Genomic DNA, 19,767 nt, shown 5'->3' on the forward strand with positions numbered 1-19,767 from the left:
AAGATTCTCCATAATTCCTTTCTAATCAGTCTGTTGAATATTTAATTTTCGACTCTCCACGGTTTATCCTTATTTCCTTCACATTTGACGTAAAAAGGGTCTTTACACTTTCATTGTTTTACCGTCGCTCTGATTAATTGACGATAAAGCCGGTAAAGTGAATAGCGTCAACACGGCAACCGCCGTAAGTAAAACCGAAGTAAGGAATAAAATTATGCGTAAATTGACTGCTCTGTTTGTTGCCTCTACCCTGGCTTTTGGCGCTGCAGGTCTTGCTCATGCTGCGGATACCACCGCCGCACCCGACGACGCGAAACCTATGATGCACCACAAAGGTAAAGGCCCGCACGACATGATGTTCAAAGGTCTGAATCTGACCGATGCGCAGAAACAGCAAGTCCGCGACATCATGAAAAGCCAGCGCGAAGAGATGAAACGCCCGCCGGTTGAAGAGATGCGCGCAATGCATGACATCATTACCAGCGACAGCTTTGACCGTGCGAAAGCCGAAGCGCAAATCACCAAAATGGAACAGCAGCATAAAGAAGGCATGCTGAAACGTATGGAGACGCAGAACAAGATTTACAACATTCTGACCCCGGAACAGAAAAAGCAGTTCAATGCGAATTTTGAGAAGCGTCTGACAGAACATCCGGCGCCGGAAGGTAAAATGCCTCCTGCACCTGCTGAATAATTCAGCGACCCTCCTTAAGACCGCCGGTTTTGCTCATCGCTTGTTTTACGTGATGGGCAGAACCGGCGGTTTTTTCTTGTTTCCCTCTTGCCAGCCGCCACTGGCGCGGTATTCTCGTTAAACCTCGTTTTTTGCGGTGATGTTACTTATCTGAAATTTATGATTTTTTACATGTCTGATTGCATAGTAGCCTAAGGCAAATCGTGTCGGCTGCCGATAACTCACACATGGCAAAGTAAACAATAACAATGATGCAGTCTGCCCGAAGAGGCAGCGGCGCAGGTGAAGCACCGCGCCATTCAGGAGTGATGATGGAATTCTTTGATATCCGTAAAATGCCGGTCAATCTCTGGCGTAATGGGGCGGGCGAAACCCGAGAAATTTGCTGTTTTCCGCCCGCAACGCGTGATTTTAACTGGCGAGCCAGTATCGCTTCGCTTGCCAGCAACGGTGATTTTCCGCAATTTCCCGGCGTGGATCGGGTAATAACTCTGATTGAGGGTGGCGAAGTGACACTGAACGGGGGCGGTACTTTCAGCCACACGCTTAAACACCACCAGCCCTTTACTTTTGCCGGTGAGCAGCCGGTCAGAGCCGAGCTTTCCGACGGGCGCATGTCGCTGGATTTTAACGTGATGACGCGGCGCGATCGCTGCCAGGCGAAAGTCCGTATTGCCGATCGCACTTTTACCACCATTGGTACACGCGGCGGCGTTATTTTCGTCCTGAGCGGCGCGTGGCAATTGGGCGATAAATTGTTAACTGCCGATCAGGGCGCCTACTGGCAAGAAGGGCGGCAAACTCTGCGGTTGCTAAAGTCTGAAGGGCAATTACTGTTCAGTGAAATCACCTGGCTGCCTGGCCATTAATCCAGTTCGATGATTTCGTAATCCCCTGAAAGCAACGGCTTGCAGAGGATTTTGTAGCCGTCATGATCGAAACCCGCCGGCAAACGCAGCAGTTGCGCGGCAGCGGCGGGCTCATCAACTGAACCCAACCATAGCCAGTTATGAATGATGTGATACTGCGTCATTCCCGCTGCGCTCTCTTTCAGCCCAATTGGACCGCGCCAGGGCCAGCAAACCAGTTGCAAACGCGCCATCGCGGCGGCGAAGCGCTCATCATGTGCTTCACGCGTCTCTCTACCACAGCATGCTCCGGCACAGCGTTGTAATGCGGATCGAAAACAAGCCCGGCCGCGGCTTAGCGATTCCAGGCCCAGCAGCCCATAGCACAGCTTTTCGTCATCAGCGATAGACTGCAGCGCTTGCAAAGCGGCGCGACGGTTGGCAAACAGACCATACAGATTGGGAGAGGAGGAGAAATCCACCTCTTTGGCATATACCACCTGCGGTTTTTCACCGCTAAGGCGCAGCGAGCAGAGCTGGCGATTACGGCGCAGACGCTTATTAAATAGCGGCTGTTGTTCTTTAATCAGCCGCGCTTCGAGCAACAGCGCGCCAATCTCACCGGCGGTACAAATCCAGGTAATACGCCGTGACTGACGCAGCATCGCCGCTTCATCGGGCGTGCGCAGGTGCGACAACACACGGCTGCGGATATTGACGCTTTTACCGATATAGAGCGGCATCGCCTCGCTTTCGCCGTGAAAAATATAGACGCCTGGCTGTTTGGGCATTGCTTCCAGCCACGGACGAAGATGTTCCGGATATTCATAGATTGCCGCCGCTTCGAATTCAAGACGCGGGGCTGATTGACGCCTGACCACAAAAGACTCCTGATACTGTTTACCCATCCAGTATAGCAGTCTATAAGTGGCTAAAAAAGAGGCGGCTTGCGCCGCCTGCGGGTTATTACTTTTTCCAGAAATCGTCGAATACGGTAATAGGCGGGCGGCGCTTGTGCTCTGTTTTCACATACCAGCCTTCAATGATTTTCGCGATACTGGCATCCAGCGTTTTCCCTTCCAGATAATCGTCGATATTTTCGTAAGTTACGCCCAGTGCGGCTTCATCTGGCAGGGAGGGTCGATCGTCTTCCAGATCGGCCGTTGGCGCTTTTTTATAAAGATGTTCCGGGCAGCCCAGGTAAGCCAGCAACTGTTTACCCTGGCGTTTGTTCAGACGGAAAAGCGGGTTGATATCGGTGCCGCCATCGCCATATTTGGTGAAGAAGCCGGTCACCGCTTCGGCGGCATGGTCGGTGCCAACCACCACGCCTTTCGTCATGCCCGCAATGCTGTATTGCGCTTTCATACGTTCGCGTGCTTTTTCATTGCCGCGCACAAAATCGCTTAGTTCAATGCCTGTTTCACGCAGCGCTTGCTCGCTTGCCAGCACCGAGGCTTTGATATTGACGGTAAGAACGCGATCCGGCTGAATAAACGCGATGGCATCCTGGCAATCCTGTTCATCCGCTTGCTTACCGTAAGGCAGACGGACGGCGATAAATTGATAGGCTTGATTGCCCGTTTCCTGGCGCAGTTCGCTGATTGCCATCTGGCTGATTTTCCCGGCCAGCGTGGAATCCTGACCGCCGCTAATGCCCAGCACCAGCGTTTGCAAAAAAGGATAGGTTTTCAGATAGGTTTTCAGGAAATCCACGCTGCGGCGAACTTCCTCTTCGGCATTGACTGTGGGCTTCACGCCTAGCGCCTGAATAATCTCTTGTTGCAGAGTCATTTACCCCTCCGTTGTGTTGTCCTGCTTTGCAGGGTGCAAATAGATAATAGGGCCAAATTAACCCTTTGGCGGTAAAACGACAAGGATCACAGATTTGAGTGCCGCAATTTACGGCGTTTTAGCAGCTTATCTCACTTTTATTAGATTTCTCCGAAAGTTATGCCAATGCAGTCTGTTAGTTGAAAAATGCAATTTTATATTCCAGGCTTAGATAACACGCTGATACACAAGCGGATACCAAAGAGGATGGAATATGAATAAGAACATCGCAGGAATTCTGGGCGCAGCTGCAGTGCTGACTATGCTGGCGGGTTGTACGGCTTACGATCGTGCAAAAGATCAGGTTTCTCAGCCGGTGGTGAAAGATGTGAAAAAAGGCATGAGCCGCCAGCAGGTTATGCAGGTTGCTGGCCGTCCTTCTTCTGAAGTTACGATGATCCACGCGCGCGGCACTTGCCAGACCTATATTCTGGGTCAACGTGACGGCAAAACCGAAACCTATTTCGTTGCGCTGGATGAAACCGGCCATGTCATGAACTCCGGCTACCAGACGTGCGCCGAGTATGATACTGACCCGCAAGCTAAGCAGTAATTTCGGTTTTCAGCCTGAGCAAATAAAAAACCGGCCAGTTGGCCGGTTTTTTATGGCTGCCATAACGCTTACGCCGGAATGCTATCGATTTTGCTGATGCGCGACCAGACGCGGTGCGCCGCAAGATGCGTCAGAAAATCATCGACAAAATTCGCCGTGGCGTTATCCGCCTCGACAATACCGTCCTCTCCCTGATCATCCACATTCAATAAGCGCTTAAACTGCCGTGCATCACCCGCAAGCGCGATAGTTTTCAGGTGTTTATAGGCTTCCAGCAGATAATATTTCGCGTCGCCATTTTGCAGGATATCGCTGATATCACCGCCGGGAACAATGACGCCATCTACCGTCAGCGACGGCGATCCGGCGAAGGTGGCGGCAATCGGTAATTCGGAGCCATCATCCGCAGTCACTTGCCCCATTCGCGCATAGAGCAGTTTGCTATGAACGCCTTTGGCTTTCAGCCCCTGCAATACGTTGAGCACATCGGTTGCGCTGACCTTATCATGCAGTAAAACTGCCACCACCCGGCCTTTCACGTTGCCATCCGGGACGGCATACAGACTCAGCGAAGGATCTTTTTTCAACCCATTCACTTCCGGCGGCGGGGCGATAGTTAACTGATCGTCGCTCAAGGTAATACCGAAATTTTCCGCCACACCTTGCGCCAGATGAACGTCAATGTGCGCCAGGTGATCCACCACACGTTCGCGAATATACGCGCGCACCACTTTGCTCAACTCGAAGCTGAAAGCGTCAATAATATGGCGTTGTTCAAATGGCGTCTGGCTTAACCAGAACAGGCGGGGATGTGCGTAATATTCACCAAATGAGGGGCTGCGTTCACGGATTTTTTCCCCTTCGACGCGCTCCTGGTAAGTCTCGAAACCACCGCGTTTTGGACCAGGCGGTGTTTCCCGCGGCCAGTTATCATTGATGGAGTTCGGCTCATAGTTAGCGGGATTGGTGTCAATCTCCATGCGGTGCATGCCGTCGCGCTGCAAGTTATGGTACGGGCAAGTTGGACGGTTGATGGGGATTTCATGAAAATTCGGCCCGCCAAGCCGGCTGATTTGCGTATCGGTATAGGAGAACAGACGCCCTTGCAGCAGCGGATCATTGGTAAAATCCAGACCGGGAACAATATGCCCTGGATGGAACGCGGCCTGCTCGTTTTCGGCAAAGAAGTTATCCGGATTACGGTTTAACACCATTTTACCGACGCGCTGCACGGGTACCAGCTCTTCGGGAATAAGCTTGGTCGGGTCCAGCAGGTCGAAATCAAATTTGAATTCGTCCTCTTCCGGGATCAGCTGTAAACCCAGTTCATATTCCGGGTAATCGCCAGCCTCAATGGCTTCCCACAACTCGCGACGGTGGAAGTCCGGATCGCGCCCGGTCAGTTTTTGCGATTCGTCCCACACCAGCGATGCTTTGCCTGCCAGGGGTTTCCAGTGGAAGCGCACAAACGTGGCTTTGCCTTCGGCGTTGATTAAGCGAAAGGTGTGGATGCCAAAACCTTCCATTGTGCGATAGCTGCGCGGAATGCCGCGATCGGACATCGCCCACATTACGTTGTGTAAGGTTTCTGGTTGCAACGAAACATAGTCCCAGAAGGTGTCGTGCGCGCTTTGACCTTGCGGGATCGCCCAGTGTGGCTCAGGTTTTACCGCATGGACAAAATCGGGGAATTTGTGCGCATCCTGGATGAAAAAGACCGGCGTATTGTTGCCGACCAGGTCAAAAATGCCTTCTTCGGTGTAGAACTTGGTGGCAAATCCACGGATGTCACGCACGGTGTCCGCTGAACCCGCGCCGCCCTGTACCGTGGAAAAACGGACAAATACCGGGGTGATTTTCTCCGCATCTGAGAGAAAATCCGCTTTGGTAATATCACTCAGGCTACGATAAGGCTGAAAGTAGCCATGTGCCGCTGATCCGCGCGCATGCACGATACGTTCCGGGATGCGCTCATGATCGAAATGGGTGATTTTCTCCCGCAGGATAAAATCTTCCAGCAGCGTTGGGCCGCGTTTTCCCGCGCGCAGGGAGTTTTGGTCATCGGCGATGCGCACGCCCTGGTTAGTGGTAAGGGGATAATTCTCGCCGCCCTTGCGGTAAGGCTCCAGCGCGTTCAGTTTGTCATTCGACGTATCCGGCGCTTTCATGCTCCCCGGTGCGGTCGGTTGCTCGCCAGGTGCTGTCGGGCGCGGGGAAGGGCGATGAGAATTGTCTTCAGGTGCCAGCGAGTCCAGCCCTGGGCGGGATTCGTTAGCGTCATGAACCGGGGCGTGATGGTGAGGGTCTTTCTCATTGTGCGACATTGAACTCGTCTCCTGTTTTCATTGCTGAAAAATGGTCGATGTTTCCTTAAAACCCTTCTAACTATAGAACAACGTGCTGCGTTAACCTGGTTAATCAGCAGGCGGAAAGGGGGTGAAAAATCAGAGAAAGTAGTCCCAGGCGCGACGCACAAGCTCACAATCGGCTATGATAGGTCTTTAATGTTTGTAGAATTTGTCTGTAGAACGCATCGCTTATGAAATCTTATCGTCAACAAAACCGAGCCATTATCAGCTATGTCCCGCGTGTCGAACCGGCTCCCCCCGATCACGCCTCAAAAGTGGATGGCTATCGTGATGTCTGGTTGCTGCGTGGCAAGTATGTGGCGTTTGTGTTGATGGGGGAAAAGTTTCGCCGCTCGCCGATCTTTAGCGTACCGGAAGCCGCTCAGCGCTGGGCGCTGCAAATGCGCCAGGAAGGCGAGATAGATGAAGAGTAAAAAAGCCGCCTGACATTGCAGGCGGCTTTCTTGTCAATCAATGCCCCTCTAAGAAAGTGGCATCGTTTATTCCCTGCCGGGTGATTAACGGTGCGCCAGCTCGGCGTCCTCTTCACTGTCCAGCACGGCTTTATCGGTCTGTTTCAGCCACTGGCTGGTCAGCGTACCGGCGGTCATGGAACCGCTGACGTTCAGGGCGGTACGGCCCATATCGATAAGTGGTTCAACAGAGATAAGCAGCGCCACCAGCGTTACCGGCAGACCCAGTGCAGGCAGGACGATAAGTGCGGCAAAAGTGGCACCACCGCCAACACCCGCTACGCCTGCGGAACTCACGGTGACAATCCCTACCAGGGTGGCAATCCACAGCGGATCCAACGGGTTGATACCAACGGTCGGAGCTACCATCACTGCCAGCATTGCCGGGTAAAGACCCGCACAGCCGTTCTGCCCAATGGTTGCACCAAAAGAGGCAGAGAAACTGGCGATGGATTCCGGTACGCCCAGGCGACGCGTTTGTGCTTCCACGTTCAGCGGAATGGATGCAGCGCTGGAGCGGCTGGTGAAGGCAAATGTCAGTACCGGCCATACTTTACGGAAAAATTTCAGCGGGCTCACGCCGTTCACGCCAAGCAGCAGACCGTGCACTACAAACATAATGCCCAGGCCAAGGTAAGAGGCGATAACGAAGCTGCCCAGCTTAATGATGTCCTGAATGTTAGAGCCGGCGACAACTTTGGTCATCAGCGCCAGCACGCCATACGGTGTCAGTTGCATCACAAGGCGTACCAGTTTCATCACCCAACTTTGCAGCGTATCGATAGCGGTCAGTACGCGCTGGCCTTTCGGCGCATCATCCTTCAGCAGCTTCAGAGCCGCAACGCCAAGGAAAGCAGCGAAGATAACGATGCTGATAATTGACGTTGGGTTTGCGCCGGTCAGGTCGGCAAACGGGTTTTTCGGTACGAAAGAGAGCAGCAATTGCGGCACGGTGAGATCGGCCACTTTGCCAACATAGTTACTCTGAATAGCGTTCAAACGCGCGGTTTCTGCCGTACCCTGCACCAGGCCTTCTGCCGTCAAACCGAACAGATTGGTCACCAGTACGCCCACCAACGCAGCGATGAGCGTGGTGAACAACAATGTACCGATGGTCAGAAAACTGATTTTACCCAGTTGTGACGCGTTATGCAGACGCGCAACGGCGCTCAAAATTGAGGCGAAAACCAGCGGCATGACAATCATCTGCAGCAACTGGACATAGCCATTGCCGACGACGTTGAACCACTGGATGGAATCTTTCAGTACCGGGTTATCAGCACCATAGATAGCCTGCAGCGCAAGGCCGAAGATCACACCAAGGCCTAAACCGACCAGCACTTTTTTTGCCAGGCTCCACTGTTTGTGACGCGCCTGCGCCAGCAAAAACAGCAGTGCCACGAACACTACAACGTTCGCGATGAGTGGAAAATTCATCCCCGTTCTCCTGATATCATTATTCGGTCGGCCTTCTCGGCCGCTCCTGTTGCGCAAGGTTAGCAGAAGTGCTGAAACGGGCTTATATCCAAATGGAATGGGTTATATCGAAATGAAAAAAAAGTGACGATTTAATGTTCAGATTGCTGATGAATAAAGCGATTAAACTGCTCTTGCAGCGACGTTATGATGTGTGATGACCAGCGGACTGCACCGTTTTCGGGCAATGTTTGCGGCATCCATACCGCATAAGTAAATAGCGCCATACATAATACGCGCTCCAGTTGATTACCTTTTTGCGGCACCAGCAGCGGCAGACGGAAGCGCCAGCGACAGGGCCAGAGCAGCGGTACGCCGGCTGGAGTCAGCATGTCCGCCAGAATATGGCTGAGATAACCCACCACCATTCCCTGTAGCGCATCGGCGGGCACTATCCAGCTTTCCGGCACTTTTAAATAAAAGAGCGTCAGTGCCAGAAAAACCGCCAGCAGGCTATGCGTAAATCCGCGATGCCCGAAAGCGCGGGCGACAGGTTTTGATATCCACTTCAGGCGTTGCCCGAGAAAAGATTTCGGATGGTCGATATCCGGCAGCAGGCAGGTGAGAATGGCGGACGGGACAATATGCCACCAGTCACCCTGGGCGAGGACGGGGGTTAACTCAGCGTTTTTGGAAAACACCGCGCAAGCAATGGAAAAAAGCAGGTGTCCTTCCGCCGTCATGGTCAAACTCACTCAACTGTCGATGCATACAGTATAGGATGTTTGTACAGTAGGCGGAAGAGGTGACGGTGTAACTCTTTGTCACAATCCTGAACGTTTAACGCGCCAGCCAGCCACCATCGACGGCAAGGGTGTAACCATTAATATAATCCGCCGCTTTTGAGGCCAGAAACACCGCCGCGCCTTTCAGATCTTCTGGTTCTCCCCAGCGCCCGGCCGGGATACGGTCAAGGATCTCCTGGCTGCGCTCCGCATCTTCCCGCAATTGCTGCGTGTTATTGGTCGCCATATAGCCCGGCGCGATCGCATTAACGTTAATCTGATGTGGTGCCCATTCGTTTGCCAGCAAACGCGTCAAACCCATGACGCCGCTCTTGGATGCTGTATATGAAGGCACGCGGATGCCGCCCTGGTACGAGAGCATCGAAGCGATGTTAATGATTTTCCCGCCATTCCCCTGGGCGATAAATTGCCGCGCCACCACCTGAGAGAGAAAAAAGACCGTTTTCAGGTTCAGGTTCATCACGTCATCCCAGTCTTGCTCACTGAAATCAAGGGCATCGCAGCGGCGAATCGTCCCCGCGTTATTCACCAGAATGTTGATGTGCCCAAAGGTTGCTACGGCTTGCTTAACCACCTCATCAAGACCGTGCTGGTGGCGAAGGTCTGCCTGAATAGCATGGAAACGGCGTCCCAACGCCTGCACGCGGGAAGCAGTTTCCTGCGGCACTTTGCGGCCAACACCGACAATATCGCAGCCCGCTTCCGCAAGCCCTAATGCCATTCCCTGACCCAGCCCGGTGTCACACCCGGTGACGATAGCCACTTTACCCGCAAGCTTAAAGGCTTCCAGTATCATATTTACTCCGGCGTTTTAAATTGTTGTCATGGGCATCTGCGCCTGAAGATCAGGATAGAAGGCGGATAAAGAAAATACAAATAAAAATGAAATAGCGTTTCAAAAAATGAGAGGTAATGGGGTGATTTGTATCACCCCGCAGGAGAATTAACCGCGAAGATGTGTGAGCGTGAGCTGTTCGAGGCTTTCTAGTTTCGCGTTAGCAAGCACGTAGCGCGGGTCAGCGCGATGTTCGGCATCCGGCACAACGATGGAGCGCATTCGCGCCGCTTTGCTGGCAATCATGCCGTTAACTGAATCTTCCAGCGCCACACACGTGAGCGGGTCGACGCCCAGTTTTGCCGCGCAGTCCAGATAAACCTGCGGGTGCGGTTTGCTGTAGGGTAACTTTTCCGCTGAAGCGAGTGCATCGAAACTGTCGCGCAGATCGAACATGGTCAGCACCTTTTCCAGCATGTGCAGCGGCGATGCGGATGCCAGCCCAACTGCCAGTCCGCTGTTCTTACACAGCGCGATGGCTTCATGGACACCCGGCAGCAACGGGCGCTTTTCTTCAACCAGTGAGATGGCGCGCTGAATGATTCTGTCGGTGACTTCCTGACGGCTCGGACCATTCCACGGCTGCTGGGCATACCACAGTTCAACCACCATATCGATGCGCAGGCCAAGCGTATCCGGCAACTCATTACGCCTTGAAATGTCGACGCCAAGGCTTGCCACAACGTCGAGTTCGGCGCGATCCCAGAGCGGTTCAGAGTCAATGAGTAATCCATCCATATCAAAAATGGCAGCAAGAATTTGTCGCGGGGCAGACATAACACCTCTCTATTCATGGATTTTGCAGGGATAAAAGCGAAATTATGGTTAAGCATTCATCATACTGCCTTTAAAGATCAGGCGAAAATGGTTATCAGCAGGTAGACTAAGGCGCAAACAGTGCGTCACTTACAAGGGGAATCCATGACGTATCAACAAGCTGGACGCATCGCCGTGCTGAAACGCGTTCTGGGTTGGGTGATTTTTATTCCAGCCGTCATTTCGACAATTATTTCAGTACTGAAGTTTATGTACGATCACAGCGAAAAACAGCCGGGCATTAATGCCGTGATGCTTGATTTCGCCCATGTGATCATTGAGATGATGCGTTTTAACACGCCATTCCTGAATCTTTTTTGGTATAACTCGCTAACGCCTGATTTCCACCAAAGCCTGAATATCATGTTCTGGATTATTTATGTGCTGATTTTTGTTGGACTGGCGCTGCAGGCGTCCGGTGCGCGCATGAGTCGTCAGGCGCGTTTTCTGCGTGAAGGCGTGGAAAACCAGATGATCCTCGAAAAAGCCAAAGGGCCTGAAGGGTTAACGCGTGAGCAGATTGAAGCACGCATTGTGGTGCCGCATCACACTATCTTTCTGCAAATTTTCCCGCTCTATGTATTGCCGGTGATAATTATTGTTGCAGGCTATTTCTTTTTTACGCTTCTTGGTTTCCTGTAATACCCCAAACCCGAGGCGTCGCGCCCCGGGTCTGAGAATGACACTCACGCCGCCAGCACACGATCCAGCGCTTTTTGCGCATTCACCAGATGTTCGCCACCGAACAAGATAGCCCGATTAAACAAAGTGTAAAGTTGATACAGAGGTTGGCGATCGAGGAAATCAGAGGGAAGCGGGGAGATGGACTGGTAACCGTCATAGATTTGCGGCGGCTGGTCCGGGTGTAGCGGCAGCATCGCCAGGTCACACTCACGGTCGCCCCAGTAGCAAGCAGGGTCGTAAATGTAAGGGCCGTCAGGCCCAAGTGCGCAGTTGGCCGACCAAAGATCGCCATGCAATAGTGAGGCTTGCGGTTGGTGAGAACTCAGCCGTTGCTGAACGTGTTCGACAATCGCATCAATGTTGCCAAACTCCAGCCCTCTTTCCGCCGCCAGCTCTAACTGCCAGCCAATGCGTTGCTCTGCAAAAAACGTTGACCAGCGGCGCTGCCAGGCGTTGGGCTGCGGCGTGGTGGAAAGATCGTTGTCAAAATCAAGGCCAAACTGCGGCTGATCGCTCCACTGGTGCAGGCGCGCTAGCTGCTGGCCCAGCAGAAATGCGCTATGCGCATCAAGCGGGCGGGCAGGAAGATACTCCATGACCAGAAAGCTGTAGTCTCGGTCGCTTCCCACCGCCCAAACCTCAGGGACACGCACGGTGTTACTGCGTGCCAGTAGGGCGAGCTGATCGGCTTCGGCCGTAAAAATGGGGAGCAGTGCGCGATCATCACACTTTACGAAGAGATCGCGCCCGGCGTAGCGTACGTGCCATGCGGCATGGATTTCGCCACCGGGCAGTTCATCGCGTTGCTCAATTTCGCCTTCACCCAGTTGTTCGCTTAACAGACCACTTATCGCTTGCCACATGATGTCTCTCCCATGTAATCAGCCAGATCATAAGGTTAGCGCACTACAGCTGTTGAAAAATCCGACTTAACGCACGCTGGGCATACGCAACGGTGGAAAGGCACTTAATGTTCCTGCTTCTGGAACGCTTCCCAGGTAGTGACAGTGATTACCGTCTCTTCGTCCACCGCGCTTTCAGCAAGCCCGCTTGCCAGTGCATGAACATCCTTTTCACTTAGCGCACTGATGAAACCGAACGTATTGGTGCCAAGGTCGTGTACGTTGCCGTTGTCATCCGCCATCGTGAGGAGAAAGCCGGCACGTGTAAAGTGGTTATTGATCTCGTTGATGTCTGTTAGCGTTTGGTCATGAAATTTGACCTCAACGACGTAGCGGGTAATGCCATCGCTGCCCATCTTTCACCTCGTTGTTATCTTGATGTTTTTTAGCATAGACGGCGAGTGACATTTGTCGACCACCGCGGAGATATTTGATATTTCCCCTTCCAGCCGGAAGGGGAGGTATGTCAGGCATGGCGCAAATAGTCGTAAATTTTTTGCGTGTCTTCCTGCGCGCACAAGCGAGTACCCTGATTGATGGTGGCTGCACTCCCGGCGGCGACGCCGAAACGTACCATGTCATTAAAAGGCGCATCTTGTGCAAGTTTGAGCGTCATTGCGCCAACCATGCTGTCGCCTGCTCCTACCGTGCTTTGGCTTTTCATCGGCGGTGGTACGACCTGAACGCAGTTGTCAGCATCTACCCCCAGCGCGCCCTGCGGGCCAAGAGAGACGACCACGCGCAAGGCTTTGCCCGTTTGAACGATCTCCTGCGCGGCTTTGCGTACATCGTCAGGCTGGGTGAGATCTCTACCGACCAGGGCGCTCAACTCCTTCTGGTTGGGCTTTACCAGCTCGATATTGCCAATTTCGAGCGCTGCGGTTAGTGCCTCGCCCGAGCTATCGACAATGCAGCGAATCCGCTGTTTTTGGGCGGCTTTAATTAGCTGCGTCAGCTTTTCAATCTGGACACCAGGGGGCAGGCTGCCGCTTATCACCAAAATCGCGCCGCGTTCAATAGTCAGGACTTTCTCTTCTATCTGGCGAAACTCGCCTTCGTTCAATGTGGCGCCGGGCATGACAAACCGGTATTGCTCACCGCTGGACTCGACATGAACGTGCAGGTTCTGCCGCGTCCAGTCTTGTGTGGCTACGGTTACGGTCGGTACGTTCTCATCTGCAAGTAATGCGGTGAGATGCTCGCCCGTTGCGCCACCAGCTGGAAATATTGCTGTTGCTTTACCGCCCAGATGTGCAATTGCGCGTGCAACGTTAATACCGCCGCCGCCAGGCTCGAAAACGGGCGCCGTACAACGCAGTTTACCTTCAGGATAAATTTGTGGCGTCAGTGTCGCACTATCCAGCGAAGGTGCCAGCGTAAGGGTGTATATAGCTGCCATGATGACCTCCTTTTTCTCAGACTGATGTAAGCCTGGCACTGTTCAGGCAGAAGGGAAAGGAATTAAGGGCATGATTTCAAAATGATATTGATTTAATGCGCAGCGGTGATTAATAACCGTTTTTGCTGTTTTGAGATCCCTCTTATTCAAAAAATCAAATAAGATTTCATTGATATGTTTAAGCGGCCTTTTTATAATTTGTTACCTTTCTTTGGACCGCTGGTCATTGATCCTAATGAAAGTTTCCGGGACCGTGTTGGTCTCTTTTTTTGCTGTTCGGACTCTAAATAAATGAAGCTTTTGAAGACAGTACCCGCGCTTGTGATGGCGGCGGGTGTGTTTGTATCAATGCACGCGTTTGCAGATGATACTGTTTTTACTGTCATGGATGATCCCTCTACCGCTAAAGCGCCGTTTGAAGGCAGTGTAAACGGTGGTTATCTGGCTCAGTCCGGCAATACAAAGAGCTCCTCTTTGACTGCTGATTCCACCCTGACCTGGTACGGCGATACTACCGCCTGGTCTTTGTGGGGCAACGCCAGCAATACATCGTCAAATGATGTACGTTCGTCTGAAAAATACGCAGTAGGTGGCCGTAGCCGTTATAACATGACGGATTATGACTATCTGTTTGGCCAGGCGAGCTGGTTAACTGACCGCTATAACGGCTATAGCGATCGCGATGTGCTGACTGCTGGTTATGGTCGTCAGTTCCTGAATGGCCCGGTTCACAGCCTGCGCTTTGAATTCGGTCCTGGTGTTCGTCATGACAAGTACACCGACGGCAACACGAAAACGACCGGGCTTGGTTACGCTTCTGGCACCTACGCCTGGCAGATGACCGATACCACGAAATTCACCCAGGGTGTTTCCGTATTTGGTGCGGACGATACTACCGTGAACTCAGAAACAGCGCTGAACGTAGCGATTAACGCGCACTTTGCTCTGAAAGTCGCGTATAACCTGACCTGGAACTCTCAGCCACCGTCAACGGCGCCGGATCATACCGATCGCAGAACGACGGTAACGTTAGGCTATAAAATGTAATTCGTTGGGCCGAAAATATCGGCCCATCTTTTATTTGTTAATTTGTGCTCTTTTCATTCCACCATTCAATTTTCAATTTCGTTTAAGTATTCTTTTCTCTTCATAATTTCCTCACAATTAATATTTGGGTTACATATTCAGTTTATTTGACACGAATGGATAAATAAATTGACTGTGCAAAAGTGTGATCCAGATCTACACTAACAACACGGGCAAAAAAGCGCCCAGCCAGTAAATATAGTTATTCAAGAATGAGAATTTAATTATGAAAAAAATCAAAACCGCTGCGGTCGCCGTCGTGCTTTCTGCACTCTCTTTTGGCGTCTTCGCGGCTCAGCCTGCAGCAACTGCAAGTCAGACTAACACTAACATCACCAATATTGAAGCGGGTTCCAATATGGTTCCGGTGTCTCAATCAACTCAGGGCTCAAATGACAATGCGTTTAATGCGCATACCCTGGTCGCGGGTGAGTGGAATTAAATGCATTCTAAGTTAATTCATTAACTTTGAAAAAACCGGATTAAGTCGTACCGGTTTTTTTATTTTTTCCGCAACGCGGATTCTGTGAAATAAGGTTATTTCGTCGCGGGTGGTAAATGGTTTTGTTATTAAGTGCGGTTATTAAACTTAATGAAAATACCATGTTAGCTGCGAAGAAGCGCCAGAATATTCTCTACCGACTGGTTAGCGACTTTTAGCACCATATCCTGGCTCTGCTGTAATATCTGCGCTTTGGCCATCTTACTGACTTCCAGTGCGTAATCCGCATCTTCAATCCGACTCTTCGCCGCTTGCGTTGCAACGTTTTGTTGTGCCAGTACCGATTTATTCGATTCGAAACGATTGATATATGCGCCATATTGCGCGCGGCAGGCGCTTACTTTATCCAGTGCTTTGTCAAGCGCACCCATTGCAACACCAGCCGAGGCCGCTGTTTGCAAGGATGTCGCGTTTAAACCCAGTGATTTCACGTCAGCCGGCGTGGCTGGCATGGTTACAGATTGAATATCATCACCAACGTTCGCGCTGGTTACGACCTCCCATGGGCGACTCTGTTTCGGCGGTTCCGCAGGTGTTATCGTTGGTTTTGGCAGGGTGCCCCAGGTTAAATTGCTGATAAAAGAACCACTGCCTACGATCATCACCACCAAATCTTCCGTAACGTTATCGATTTTTACCCGCTCGAGCCGGTTTGAACCGTTGCTACCGTCGTTGTAGGCGTTGCCAGGTTCGTAACGGTCACCATCGCCGCTATAAGCAATAGTCATACCGTTGTAGTTCAGCGTCTCGCTACCGTTTAGCGCCCACGATGAGCCTCCTTCAATGAGTAAAGAATCGTCGTAGGTTGCGCCATGCGCAAAACCATTGGCTTCGGAGAGTACACGGCTGGTCGCTTTCGCTGAATCCGTTATACCGCGGCTTTTCCATGTATAGTCCGGCGCTGTGCCATTAATCGGTGTACCGGCCAGATGCTTGCCGTCGCGCGTGAATAACTGAATGTCATCATCCAGGCCCAGTGAATCAATAGTAATAGCAATATTGGTCGAACCGGCAGGGATGTAGGCCAGCGAGACAATGCCTGAACTGAACGAATAATTGGTTCCCTGAACCGGAAACTTTACGTTTAACGGCGGTACATCACCAATCAACTCCGGTGGCAGTTCTGGTGAATCAGTAGCCAACGGGTAGCGTCCAAAAATCTCTGTACCCTCCGAGATTGACTGAATATTGTTAAGAATATTTTGATATTCGTTCTGAATGCTTTGCCGGTCGTTCTCTGAGAGTGTGCTATTTCCGGATTGTATGGCCAGGCTTTTCGCCCGGATCAAAAGTTCGCTAACCGTGCTCAGGCTGCCATCTGCGGTCTGCGCCATACTGATAGCATCATCAAGACCGCGCGACACCACACTGTCCGCACTGGCGTTAGCGCGCATGCGGTTAGCGATAGACTGTCCGGCAGCATCATCTTTCGCGCCATTAATACGCAACCCCGAAGACAGACGTTCAATGCTTTCTTGTAGCGTGGAGGTCGTTTTATTTCGGGCGATAAGATTCAGCCCGATAAACTCATTATGATTGATTGCCTGCATTACCGTCATTAATTCATTCAGACCGCTAATGAATTAATCATCGGCAAAGGGCTAAGTAACTTTAAGGTAAATTCGCAGGCAAATTTAACTTTGTGCAAGTGCCTGAAAATAGATGACGCCCAGAAAAAAGCCGCTTGTGTAGCCTCTTCACGCTGACAGGGGGGAACGACGCAGTGTACAGATGTTGGTAACAATATGCTTTACTGACTCTTTTTACGGAAACGGATACAAGCCGCTTTTTCCGTAAGGCAGCCTGCTTATCAAAACTATCGCTACCGGAGGTGAAATGGGGACGTCAAAAGACGAAGCGTTATATGAAGAGATGTGCCGTGTAGTGGGGAAAGTCGTGTTGGAAATGCGCGACCTGGGACAAGAACCTAAGCATATTGTGATTGCCGGGGTGGTCAGAACCATGCTGGCCAATACGAAAATTAAGCGATCCGAGCTGACGCAAGAAGCGATGGAAACCGTGATCCGCGCTTTAGGTTACAACGCCTGAAAAAGCAGAGTGGAGATAATAAAGAAAGGCACGAGTCATGCGTGCCTTTCTGAACAGTCCTGGCTTGTCAAAGAAACGGTGTTATCCACGCCGTTTCTTGTAACGGCCCGGAAGGGCGCGGGACGACTTCATGCTGTGGTGCTTATAAAACGAAAAAATAATGATCGCGAGAAGTGCGAAAATAACAATGGAGTAAAGGATTACCATGCTTTATCAGTAGGTTAGGCGTTAACGGGTAGCCAAATAAACGGCTTGAGATACCACCATGTCAAGATTTTGCTAAAAAATCAGAAAATCCTCAGCGTGTGTGATTGTTTTTGAAACGTTTTTCCATGCAGAACCGTGAATCCGCAATAAAGCACCACAATTGAGCTGTGTCACACTAACCCTTTCAACCCCCTTCGCAAATGTGTACTATTGCCGGGTACTTAACAGCGGCAGGTAAGGGTATCAGGTAGTGGTTGACCTCTACGCTGTACAGATTCCGCAGAGTGAAGCGAGAAAACTTATCGTCGCGGCTGTTATATCTTTGATCTCTCATTTTGTATGTGCTCTTTCGTGCGGGGCACCACTGCAAATTAAGGAAATGAAATGCCTGTAATTACTCTTCCTGATGGCAGTCAACGCCATTACGATCACGCTGTAAGCCCAATGGATGTTGCGCTGGATATCGGTCCGGGACTGGCGAAAGCCTGTATCGCTGGCCGTGTCAACGGTGAACTGGTAGATGCATGCGATGTGATTGACAGCGATGCCAAACTCGCCATCATCACCGCAAAAGATGAGGACGGCCTGGAAATCATTCGTCACTCTTGTGCGCACCTTTTAGGCCATGCGATTAAGCAACTTTGGCCCAACACCAAAATGGCTATTGGTCCGGTTATTGATAACGGTTTCTACTATGACGTTGATCTTGACCATACGCTGACCCAGGAAGATATCGACGCGCTCGAAAAGCGTATGCATGAGCTCGCCGAAACGAACTACGATGTCATCAAGCAGAAAGTAAGCTGGAAAGAGGCGCGCGAGACGTTTGTTAAACGCGGCGAAAGCTATAAAGTTTCAATCCTTGATGAAAATATTGCCCATGATGACAAGCCTGGCTTGTATCATCATCAGGAATACGTCGACATGTGCCGTGGTCCGCACGTGCCGAACATGCGTTTCTGCCATCACTTCAAATTGATGAAAACAGCAGGTGCCTACTGGCGCGGCGACAGCAATAATAAAATGCTGCAGCGTATCTATGGCACTGCGTGGGCAGATAAAAAAGCGCTGAACGCGTATCTGCAACGTCTGGAAGAAGCGGCAAAACGCGATCACCGTAAAATCGGGAAACAGCTCGATCTGTATCACATGCAGGAAGAAGCGCCGGGTATGGTGTTCTGGCATAACGATGGCTGGACTATCTTCCGCGAACTGGAAACTTTCGTACGTTCTAAACTGAAAGAGTACCAGTATCAGGAAGTAAAAGGCCCGTTCATGATGGACCGTGTGCTGTGGGAAAAAACCGGCCACTGGGACAACTACAAAGATGCCATGTTTACGACTTCTTCTGAGAACCGTGAATATTGCATCAAGCCAATGAACTGCCCGGGTCACGTACAGATCTTTAACCAGGGCTTAAAATCTTACCGCGACCTGCCGTTACGTATGGCGGAGTTCGGTAGTTGCCATCGTAACGAGCCATCAGGCGCTCTGCATGGCTTAATGCGTGTACGCGGCTTCACTCAGGATGACGCCCATATCTTCTGTACAGAAGAGCAGGTGCGTGATGAAGTGAACGCCTGTATTCGTTTGGTCTACGATATGTACAGCACCTTTGGCTTCGAGAAGATCGTCGTCAAACTCTCCACTCGTCCGGAAAAACGTATCGGTAGTGACGAGATGTGGGATCGTGCTGAGGCGGACCTGGCTGTGGCGCTGGAAGAGAATAATATCCCGTTTGAGTATCAACTGGGTGAAGGCGCATTCTACGGTCCGAAAATTGAATTTACCCTGTATGACTGCCTCGATCGTGCATGGCAGTGCGGTACTGTCCAGCTGGACTTCTCCTTGCCGTCTCGTCTGAACGCCTCTTATGTTGGCGAAAGTAACGAGCGACAAGTCCCAGTGATGATTCACCGTGCGATTCTTGGTTCTCTGGAGCGCTTTATCGGCATCCTGACTGAAGAATTTGCGGGCTTCTTCCCAACCTGGCTTGCTCCAGTGCAGGTAGTTGTGATGAACATCACTGATTCGCAGGCTGAATACGTTAATGAATTGACCCGTAAACTGCAAAATGCGGGCATTCGTGTAAAAGCAGACTTGAGAAACGAGAAGATTGGCTTTAAAATCCGCGAGCACACTTTACGTCGTGTCCCTTATATGCTGGTTTGTGGTGACAAAGAGGTTGAAGCCGGCAAAGTTGCTGTGCGTACCCGTCGCGGTAAAGACCTGGGTAGCCTGGACGTAAATGATGTTATCGAGAAGCTGCAACAAGAGATTCGCAGCCGCAGTCTTCAACAACTGGAGGAATAAGGT

20 protein-coding genes are annotated in these 19,767 nt (G+C 51.4%); 9 read left to right on the top strand and 11 right to left on the bottom strand.

Annotation, left to right across the window (positions count from 1 at the left end; translation table 11 throughout):
- Positions 1–214 precede the first annotated feature (214 nt).
- Together spy and ves are read left to right on the top strand one after the other, a co-directional pair.
- A complete protein-coding gene (gene spy / locus ACFX4U_RS00820) occupies positions 215–694 on the top strand; it encodes an ATP-independent periplasmic protein-refolding chaperone Spy (RefSeq protein ID WP_305736276.1) in 480 nt (159 codons plus the stop codon).
- A 311-nt stretch (positions 695–1,005) separates the two neighbouring features.
- Positions 1,006–1,563 (top strand): environmental stress-induced protein Ves, encoded by a 558-nt coding sequence (gene ves, locus ACFX4U_RS00825; protein WP_305736275.1) that lies wholly within the window; start codon positions 1,006–1,008, stop codon positions 1,561–1,563.
- On the opposite strand, the gene cho is transcribed toward ves, so the two are convergent.
- Together cho and nadE are read right to left on the bottom strand one after the other, a co-directional pair.
- Positions 1,560–2,423, bottom strand: coding sequence for an excinuclease Cho (gene cho, locus ACFX4U_RS00830; protein ID WP_305736274.1), 864 nt, complete (start codon positions 2,421–2,423; stop codon positions 1,560–1,562). The two genes, ves and cho, sit on opposite strands and share 4 nt — an antisense overlap.
- Positions 2,424–2,508: 85 nt before the next feature.
- Positions 2,509–3,336, bottom strand: coding sequence for an ammonia-dependent NAD(+) synthetase (nadE, locus tag ACFX4U_RS00835; protein ID WP_305736273.1), 828 nt, complete (start codon positions 3,334–3,336; stop codon positions 2,509–2,511).
- A 253-nt stretch (positions 3,337–3,589) separates the two neighbouring features.
- Between nadE and osmE the strand changes: the two genes are divergently transcribed.
- Complete coding sequence (osmE, locus tag ACFX4U_RS00840) at positions 3,590–3,928, top strand: osmotically-inducible lipoprotein OsmE (RefSeq protein ID WP_017456537.1); 339 nt, start codon at positions 3,590–3,592, stop codon at positions 3,926–3,928.
- Positions 3,929–3,996: 68 nt separating this feature from the next.
- Here osmE and katE read toward each other — a convergent pair whose 3' ends face one another.
- The gene (katE, locus tag ACFX4U_RS00845; RefSeq protein ID WP_313509956.1) at positions 3,997–6,252 is read right to left on the bottom strand and encodes a catalase HPII; all 2,256 of its coding nucleotides are present in this window, start codon (positions 6,250–6,252) and stop codon (positions 3,997–3,999) included.
- Positions 6,253–6,467: 215 nt separating this feature from the next.
- Here katE and cedA point away from each other — a divergent pair, with 215 nt between their 5' ends.
- Complete coding sequence (gene cedA / locus ACFX4U_RS00850) at positions 6,468–6,710, top strand: cell division activator CedA (protein WP_200551774.1); 243 nt, start codon at positions 6,468–6,470, stop codon at positions 6,708–6,710.
- 84 nt (positions 6,711–6,794) lie between these two features.
- Here the strand turns inward: cedA and ACFX4U_RS00855 are convergent, their stop codons facing one another.
- The 4 genes from ACFX4U_RS00855 to hxpB all read right to left on the bottom strand — a co-directional run bounded on the left by ACFX4U_RS00855 (position 6,795) and on the right by hxpB (position 10,583).
- Positions 6,795–8,186, bottom strand: coding sequence for an L-cystine transporter (locus ACFX4U_RS00855; RefSeq protein WP_017456540.1), 1,392 nt, complete (start codon positions 8,184–8,186; stop codon positions 6,795–6,797).
- 131 nt (positions 8,187–8,317) lie between these two features.
- The gene (locus tag ACFX4U_RS00860; protein ID WP_200551776.1) at positions 8,318–8,908 is read right to left on the bottom strand and encodes a metal-dependent hydrolase; all 591 of its coding nucleotides are present in this window, start codon (positions 8,906–8,908) and stop codon (positions 8,318–8,320) included.
- Positions 8,909–9,005: 97 nt separating this feature from the next.
- A complete protein-coding gene (gene kduD, locus ACFX4U_RS00865) occupies positions 9,006–9,767 on the bottom strand; it encodes a 2-dehydro-3-deoxy-D-gluconate 5-dehydrogenase KduD (RefSeq protein ID WP_305737609.1) in 762 nt (253 codons plus the stop codon).
- Between the two features lie 147 nt (positions 9,768–9,914).
- The gene (gene hxpB / locus ACFX4U_RS00870; RefSeq protein ID WP_313509953.1) at positions 9,915–10,583 is read right to left on the bottom strand and encodes a hexitol phosphatase HxpB; all 669 of its coding nucleotides are present in this window, start codon (positions 10,581–10,583) and stop codon (positions 9,915–9,917) included.
- A 144-nt stretch (positions 10,584–10,727) separates the two neighbouring features.
- Between hxpB and ACFX4U_RS00875 the strand changes: the two genes are divergently transcribed.
- Complete coding sequence (locus ACFX4U_RS00875; protein ID WP_313509952.1) at positions 10,728–11,264, top strand: YniB family protein; 537 nt, start codon at positions 10,728–10,730, stop codon at positions 11,262–11,264.
- A 44-nt stretch (positions 11,265–11,308) separates the two neighbouring features.
- Here the strand turns inward: ACFX4U_RS00875 and ACFX4U_RS00880 are convergent, their stop codons facing one another.
- The 3 genes from ACFX4U_RS00880 to pfkB all read right to left on the bottom strand — a co-directional run bounded on the left by ACFX4U_RS00880 (position 11,309) and on the right by pfkB (position 13,607).
- Positions 11,309–12,169, bottom strand: a complete 861-nt coding sequence (locus ACFX4U_RS00880) for a fructosamine kinase family protein (RefSeq protein ID WP_305736269.1) — start codon at positions 12,167–12,169, stop codon at positions 11,309–11,311.
- Positions 12,170–12,273: 104 nt separating this feature from the next.
- The gene (ghoS, locus tag ACFX4U_RS00885; protein WP_313509950.1) at positions 12,274–12,564 is read right to left on the bottom strand and encodes a type V toxin-antitoxin system endoribonuclease antitoxin GhoS; all 291 of its coding nucleotides are present in this window, start codon (positions 12,562–12,564) and stop codon (positions 12,274–12,276) included.
- A gap of 110 nt (positions 12,565–12,674) precedes the next feature.
- Positions 12,675–13,607, bottom strand: coding sequence for a 6-phosphofructokinase II (gene pfkB, locus ACFX4U_RS00890; protein ID WP_313509947.1), 933 nt, complete (start codon positions 13,605–13,607; stop codon positions 12,675–12,677).
- A 291-nt stretch (positions 13,608–13,898) separates the two neighbouring features.
- Here pfkB and ACFX4U_RS00895 point away from each other — a divergent pair, with 291 nt between their 5' ends.
- Positions 13,899–14,654 (top strand): YdiY family protein, encoded by a 756-nt coding sequence (locus ACFX4U_RS00895; RefSeq protein WP_313509945.1) that lies wholly within the window; start codon positions 13,899–13,901, stop codon positions 14,652–14,654.
- Positions 14,655–14,919: 265 nt separating this feature from the next.
- On the top strand, positions 14,920–15,135 hold the full coding sequence (locus ACFX4U_RS00900) for a hypothetical protein (protein WP_017456549.1): 216 nt from the start codon (positions 14,920–14,922) through the stop codon (positions 15,133–15,135).
- Positions 15,136–15,299: 164 nt separating this feature from the next.
- Here the strand turns inward: ACFX4U_RS00900 and ACFX4U_RS00905 are convergent, their stop codons facing one another.
- The gene (locus ACFX4U_RS00905) at positions 15,300–16,745 is read right to left on the bottom strand and encodes a flagellin (RefSeq protein ID WP_313509987.1); all 1,446 of its coding nucleotides are present in this window, start codon (positions 16,743–16,745) and stop codon (positions 15,300–15,302) included.
- 286 nt (positions 16,746–17,031) lie between these two features.
- On the opposite strand from ACFX4U_RS00905, the gene fumD reads away from it, so the two are divergent.
- Both fumD and thrS read left to right on the top strand, forming a co-directional pair.
- The gene (gene fumD, locus ACFX4U_RS00910) at positions 17,032–17,244 is read left to right on the top strand and encodes a fumarate hydratase FumD (protein ID WP_200551784.1); all 213 of its coding nucleotides are present in this window, start codon (positions 17,032–17,034) and stop codon (positions 17,242–17,244) included.
- A gap of 591 nt (positions 17,245–17,835) precedes the next feature.
- Positions 17,836–19,764, top strand: a complete 1,929-nt coding sequence (thrS, locus tag ACFX4U_RS00915; RefSeq protein ID WP_017456552.1) for a threonine--tRNA ligase — start codon at positions 17,836–17,838, stop codon at positions 19,762–19,764.
- The last annotated feature ends 3 nt before the right edge of the window (positions 19,765–19,767 follow it).

Origin of the sequence: Kosakonia sp. YIM B13588, from assembly GCF_042788165.1 — a bacterium.
Lineage (GTDB): Bacteria > Pseudomonadota > Gammaproteobacteria > Enterobacterales > Enterobacteriaceae > Kosakonia > Kosakonia sacchari.

What these genes read in the sequence shown, in the direction of transcription:
- spy (WP_305736276.1), top strand. Translation starts at nt 215, where the DNA reads ATGCGTAAATTGACTGCTCTGTTTGTTGCCTCTACCCTGGCTTTTGGC.
- ves (WP_305736275.1), top strand. Translation starts at nt 1,006, where the DNA reads ATGGAATTCTTTGATATCCGTAAAATGCCGGTCAATCTCTGGCGTAAT.
- nadE (WP_305736273.1), bottom strand. Translation starts at nt 3,336, where the DNA reads ATGACTCTGCAACAAGAGATTATTCAGGCGCTAGGCGTGAAGCCCACA.
- osmE (WP_017456537.1), top strand. Translation starts at nt 3,590, where the DNA reads ATGAATAAGAACATCGCAGGAATTCTGGGCGCAGCTGCAGTGCTGACT.
- katE (WP_313509956.1), bottom strand. Translation starts at nt 6,252, where the DNA reads ATGTCGCACAATGAGAAAGACCCTCACCATCACGCCCCGGTTCATGAC.
- cedA (WP_200551774.1), top strand. Translation starts at nt 6,468, where the DNA reads ATGAAATCTTATCGTCAACAAAACCGAGCCATTATCAGCTATGTCCCG.
- ACFX4U_RS00855 (WP_017456540.1), bottom strand. Translation starts at nt 8,186, where the DNA reads ATGAATTTTCCACTCATCGCGAACGTTGTAGTGTTCGTGGCACTGCTG.
- ACFX4U_RS00860 (WP_200551776.1), bottom strand. Translation starts at nt 8,908, where the DNA reads ATGACGGCGGAAGGACACCTGCTTTTTTCCATTGCTTGCGCGGTGTTT.
- kduD (WP_305737609.1), bottom strand. Translation starts at nt 9,767, where the DNA reads ATGATACTGGAAGCCTTTAAGCTTGCGGGTAAAGTGGCTATCGTCACC.
- hxpB (WP_313509953.1), bottom strand. Translation starts at nt 10,583, where the DNA reads ATGTCTGCCCCGCGACAAATTCTTGCTGCCATTTTTGATATGGATGGA.
- ACFX4U_RS00875 (WP_313509952.1), top strand. Translation starts at nt 10,728, where the DNA reads ATGACGTATCAACAAGCTGGACGCATCGCCGTGCTGAAACGCGTTCTG.
- ACFX4U_RS00880 (WP_305736269.1), bottom strand. Translation starts at nt 12,169, where the DNA reads ATGTGGCAAGCGATAAGTGGTCTGTTAAGCGAACAACTGGGTGAAGGC.
- ghoS (WP_313509950.1), bottom strand. Translation starts at nt 12,564, where the DNA reads ATGGGCAGCGATGGCATTACCCGCTACGTCGTTGAGGTCAAATTTCAT.
- pfkB (WP_313509947.1), bottom strand. Translation starts at nt 13,607, where the DNA reads ATGGCAGCTATATACACCCTTACGCTGGCACCTTCGCTGGATAGTGCG.
- ACFX4U_RS00895 (WP_313509945.1), top strand. Translation starts at nt 13,899, where the DNA reads ATGAAGCTTTTGAAGACAGTACCCGCGCTTGTGATGGCGGCGGGTGTG.
- ACFX4U_RS00900 (WP_017456549.1), top strand. Translation starts at nt 14,920, where the DNA reads ATGAAAAAAATCAAAACCGCTGCGGTCGCCGTCGTGCTTTCTGCACTC.
- ACFX4U_RS00905 (WP_313509987.1), bottom strand. Translation starts at nt 16,745, where the DNA reads ATGCAGGCAATCAATCATAATGAGTTTATCGGGCTGAATCTTATCGCC.
- fumD (WP_200551784.1), top strand. Translation starts at nt 17,032, where the DNA reads ATGGGGACGTCAAAAGACGAAGCGTTATATGAAGAGATGTGCCGTGTA.
- thrS (WP_017456552.1), top strand. Translation starts at nt 17,836, where the DNA reads ATGCCTGTAATTACTCTTCCTGATGGCAGTCAACGCCATTACGATCAC.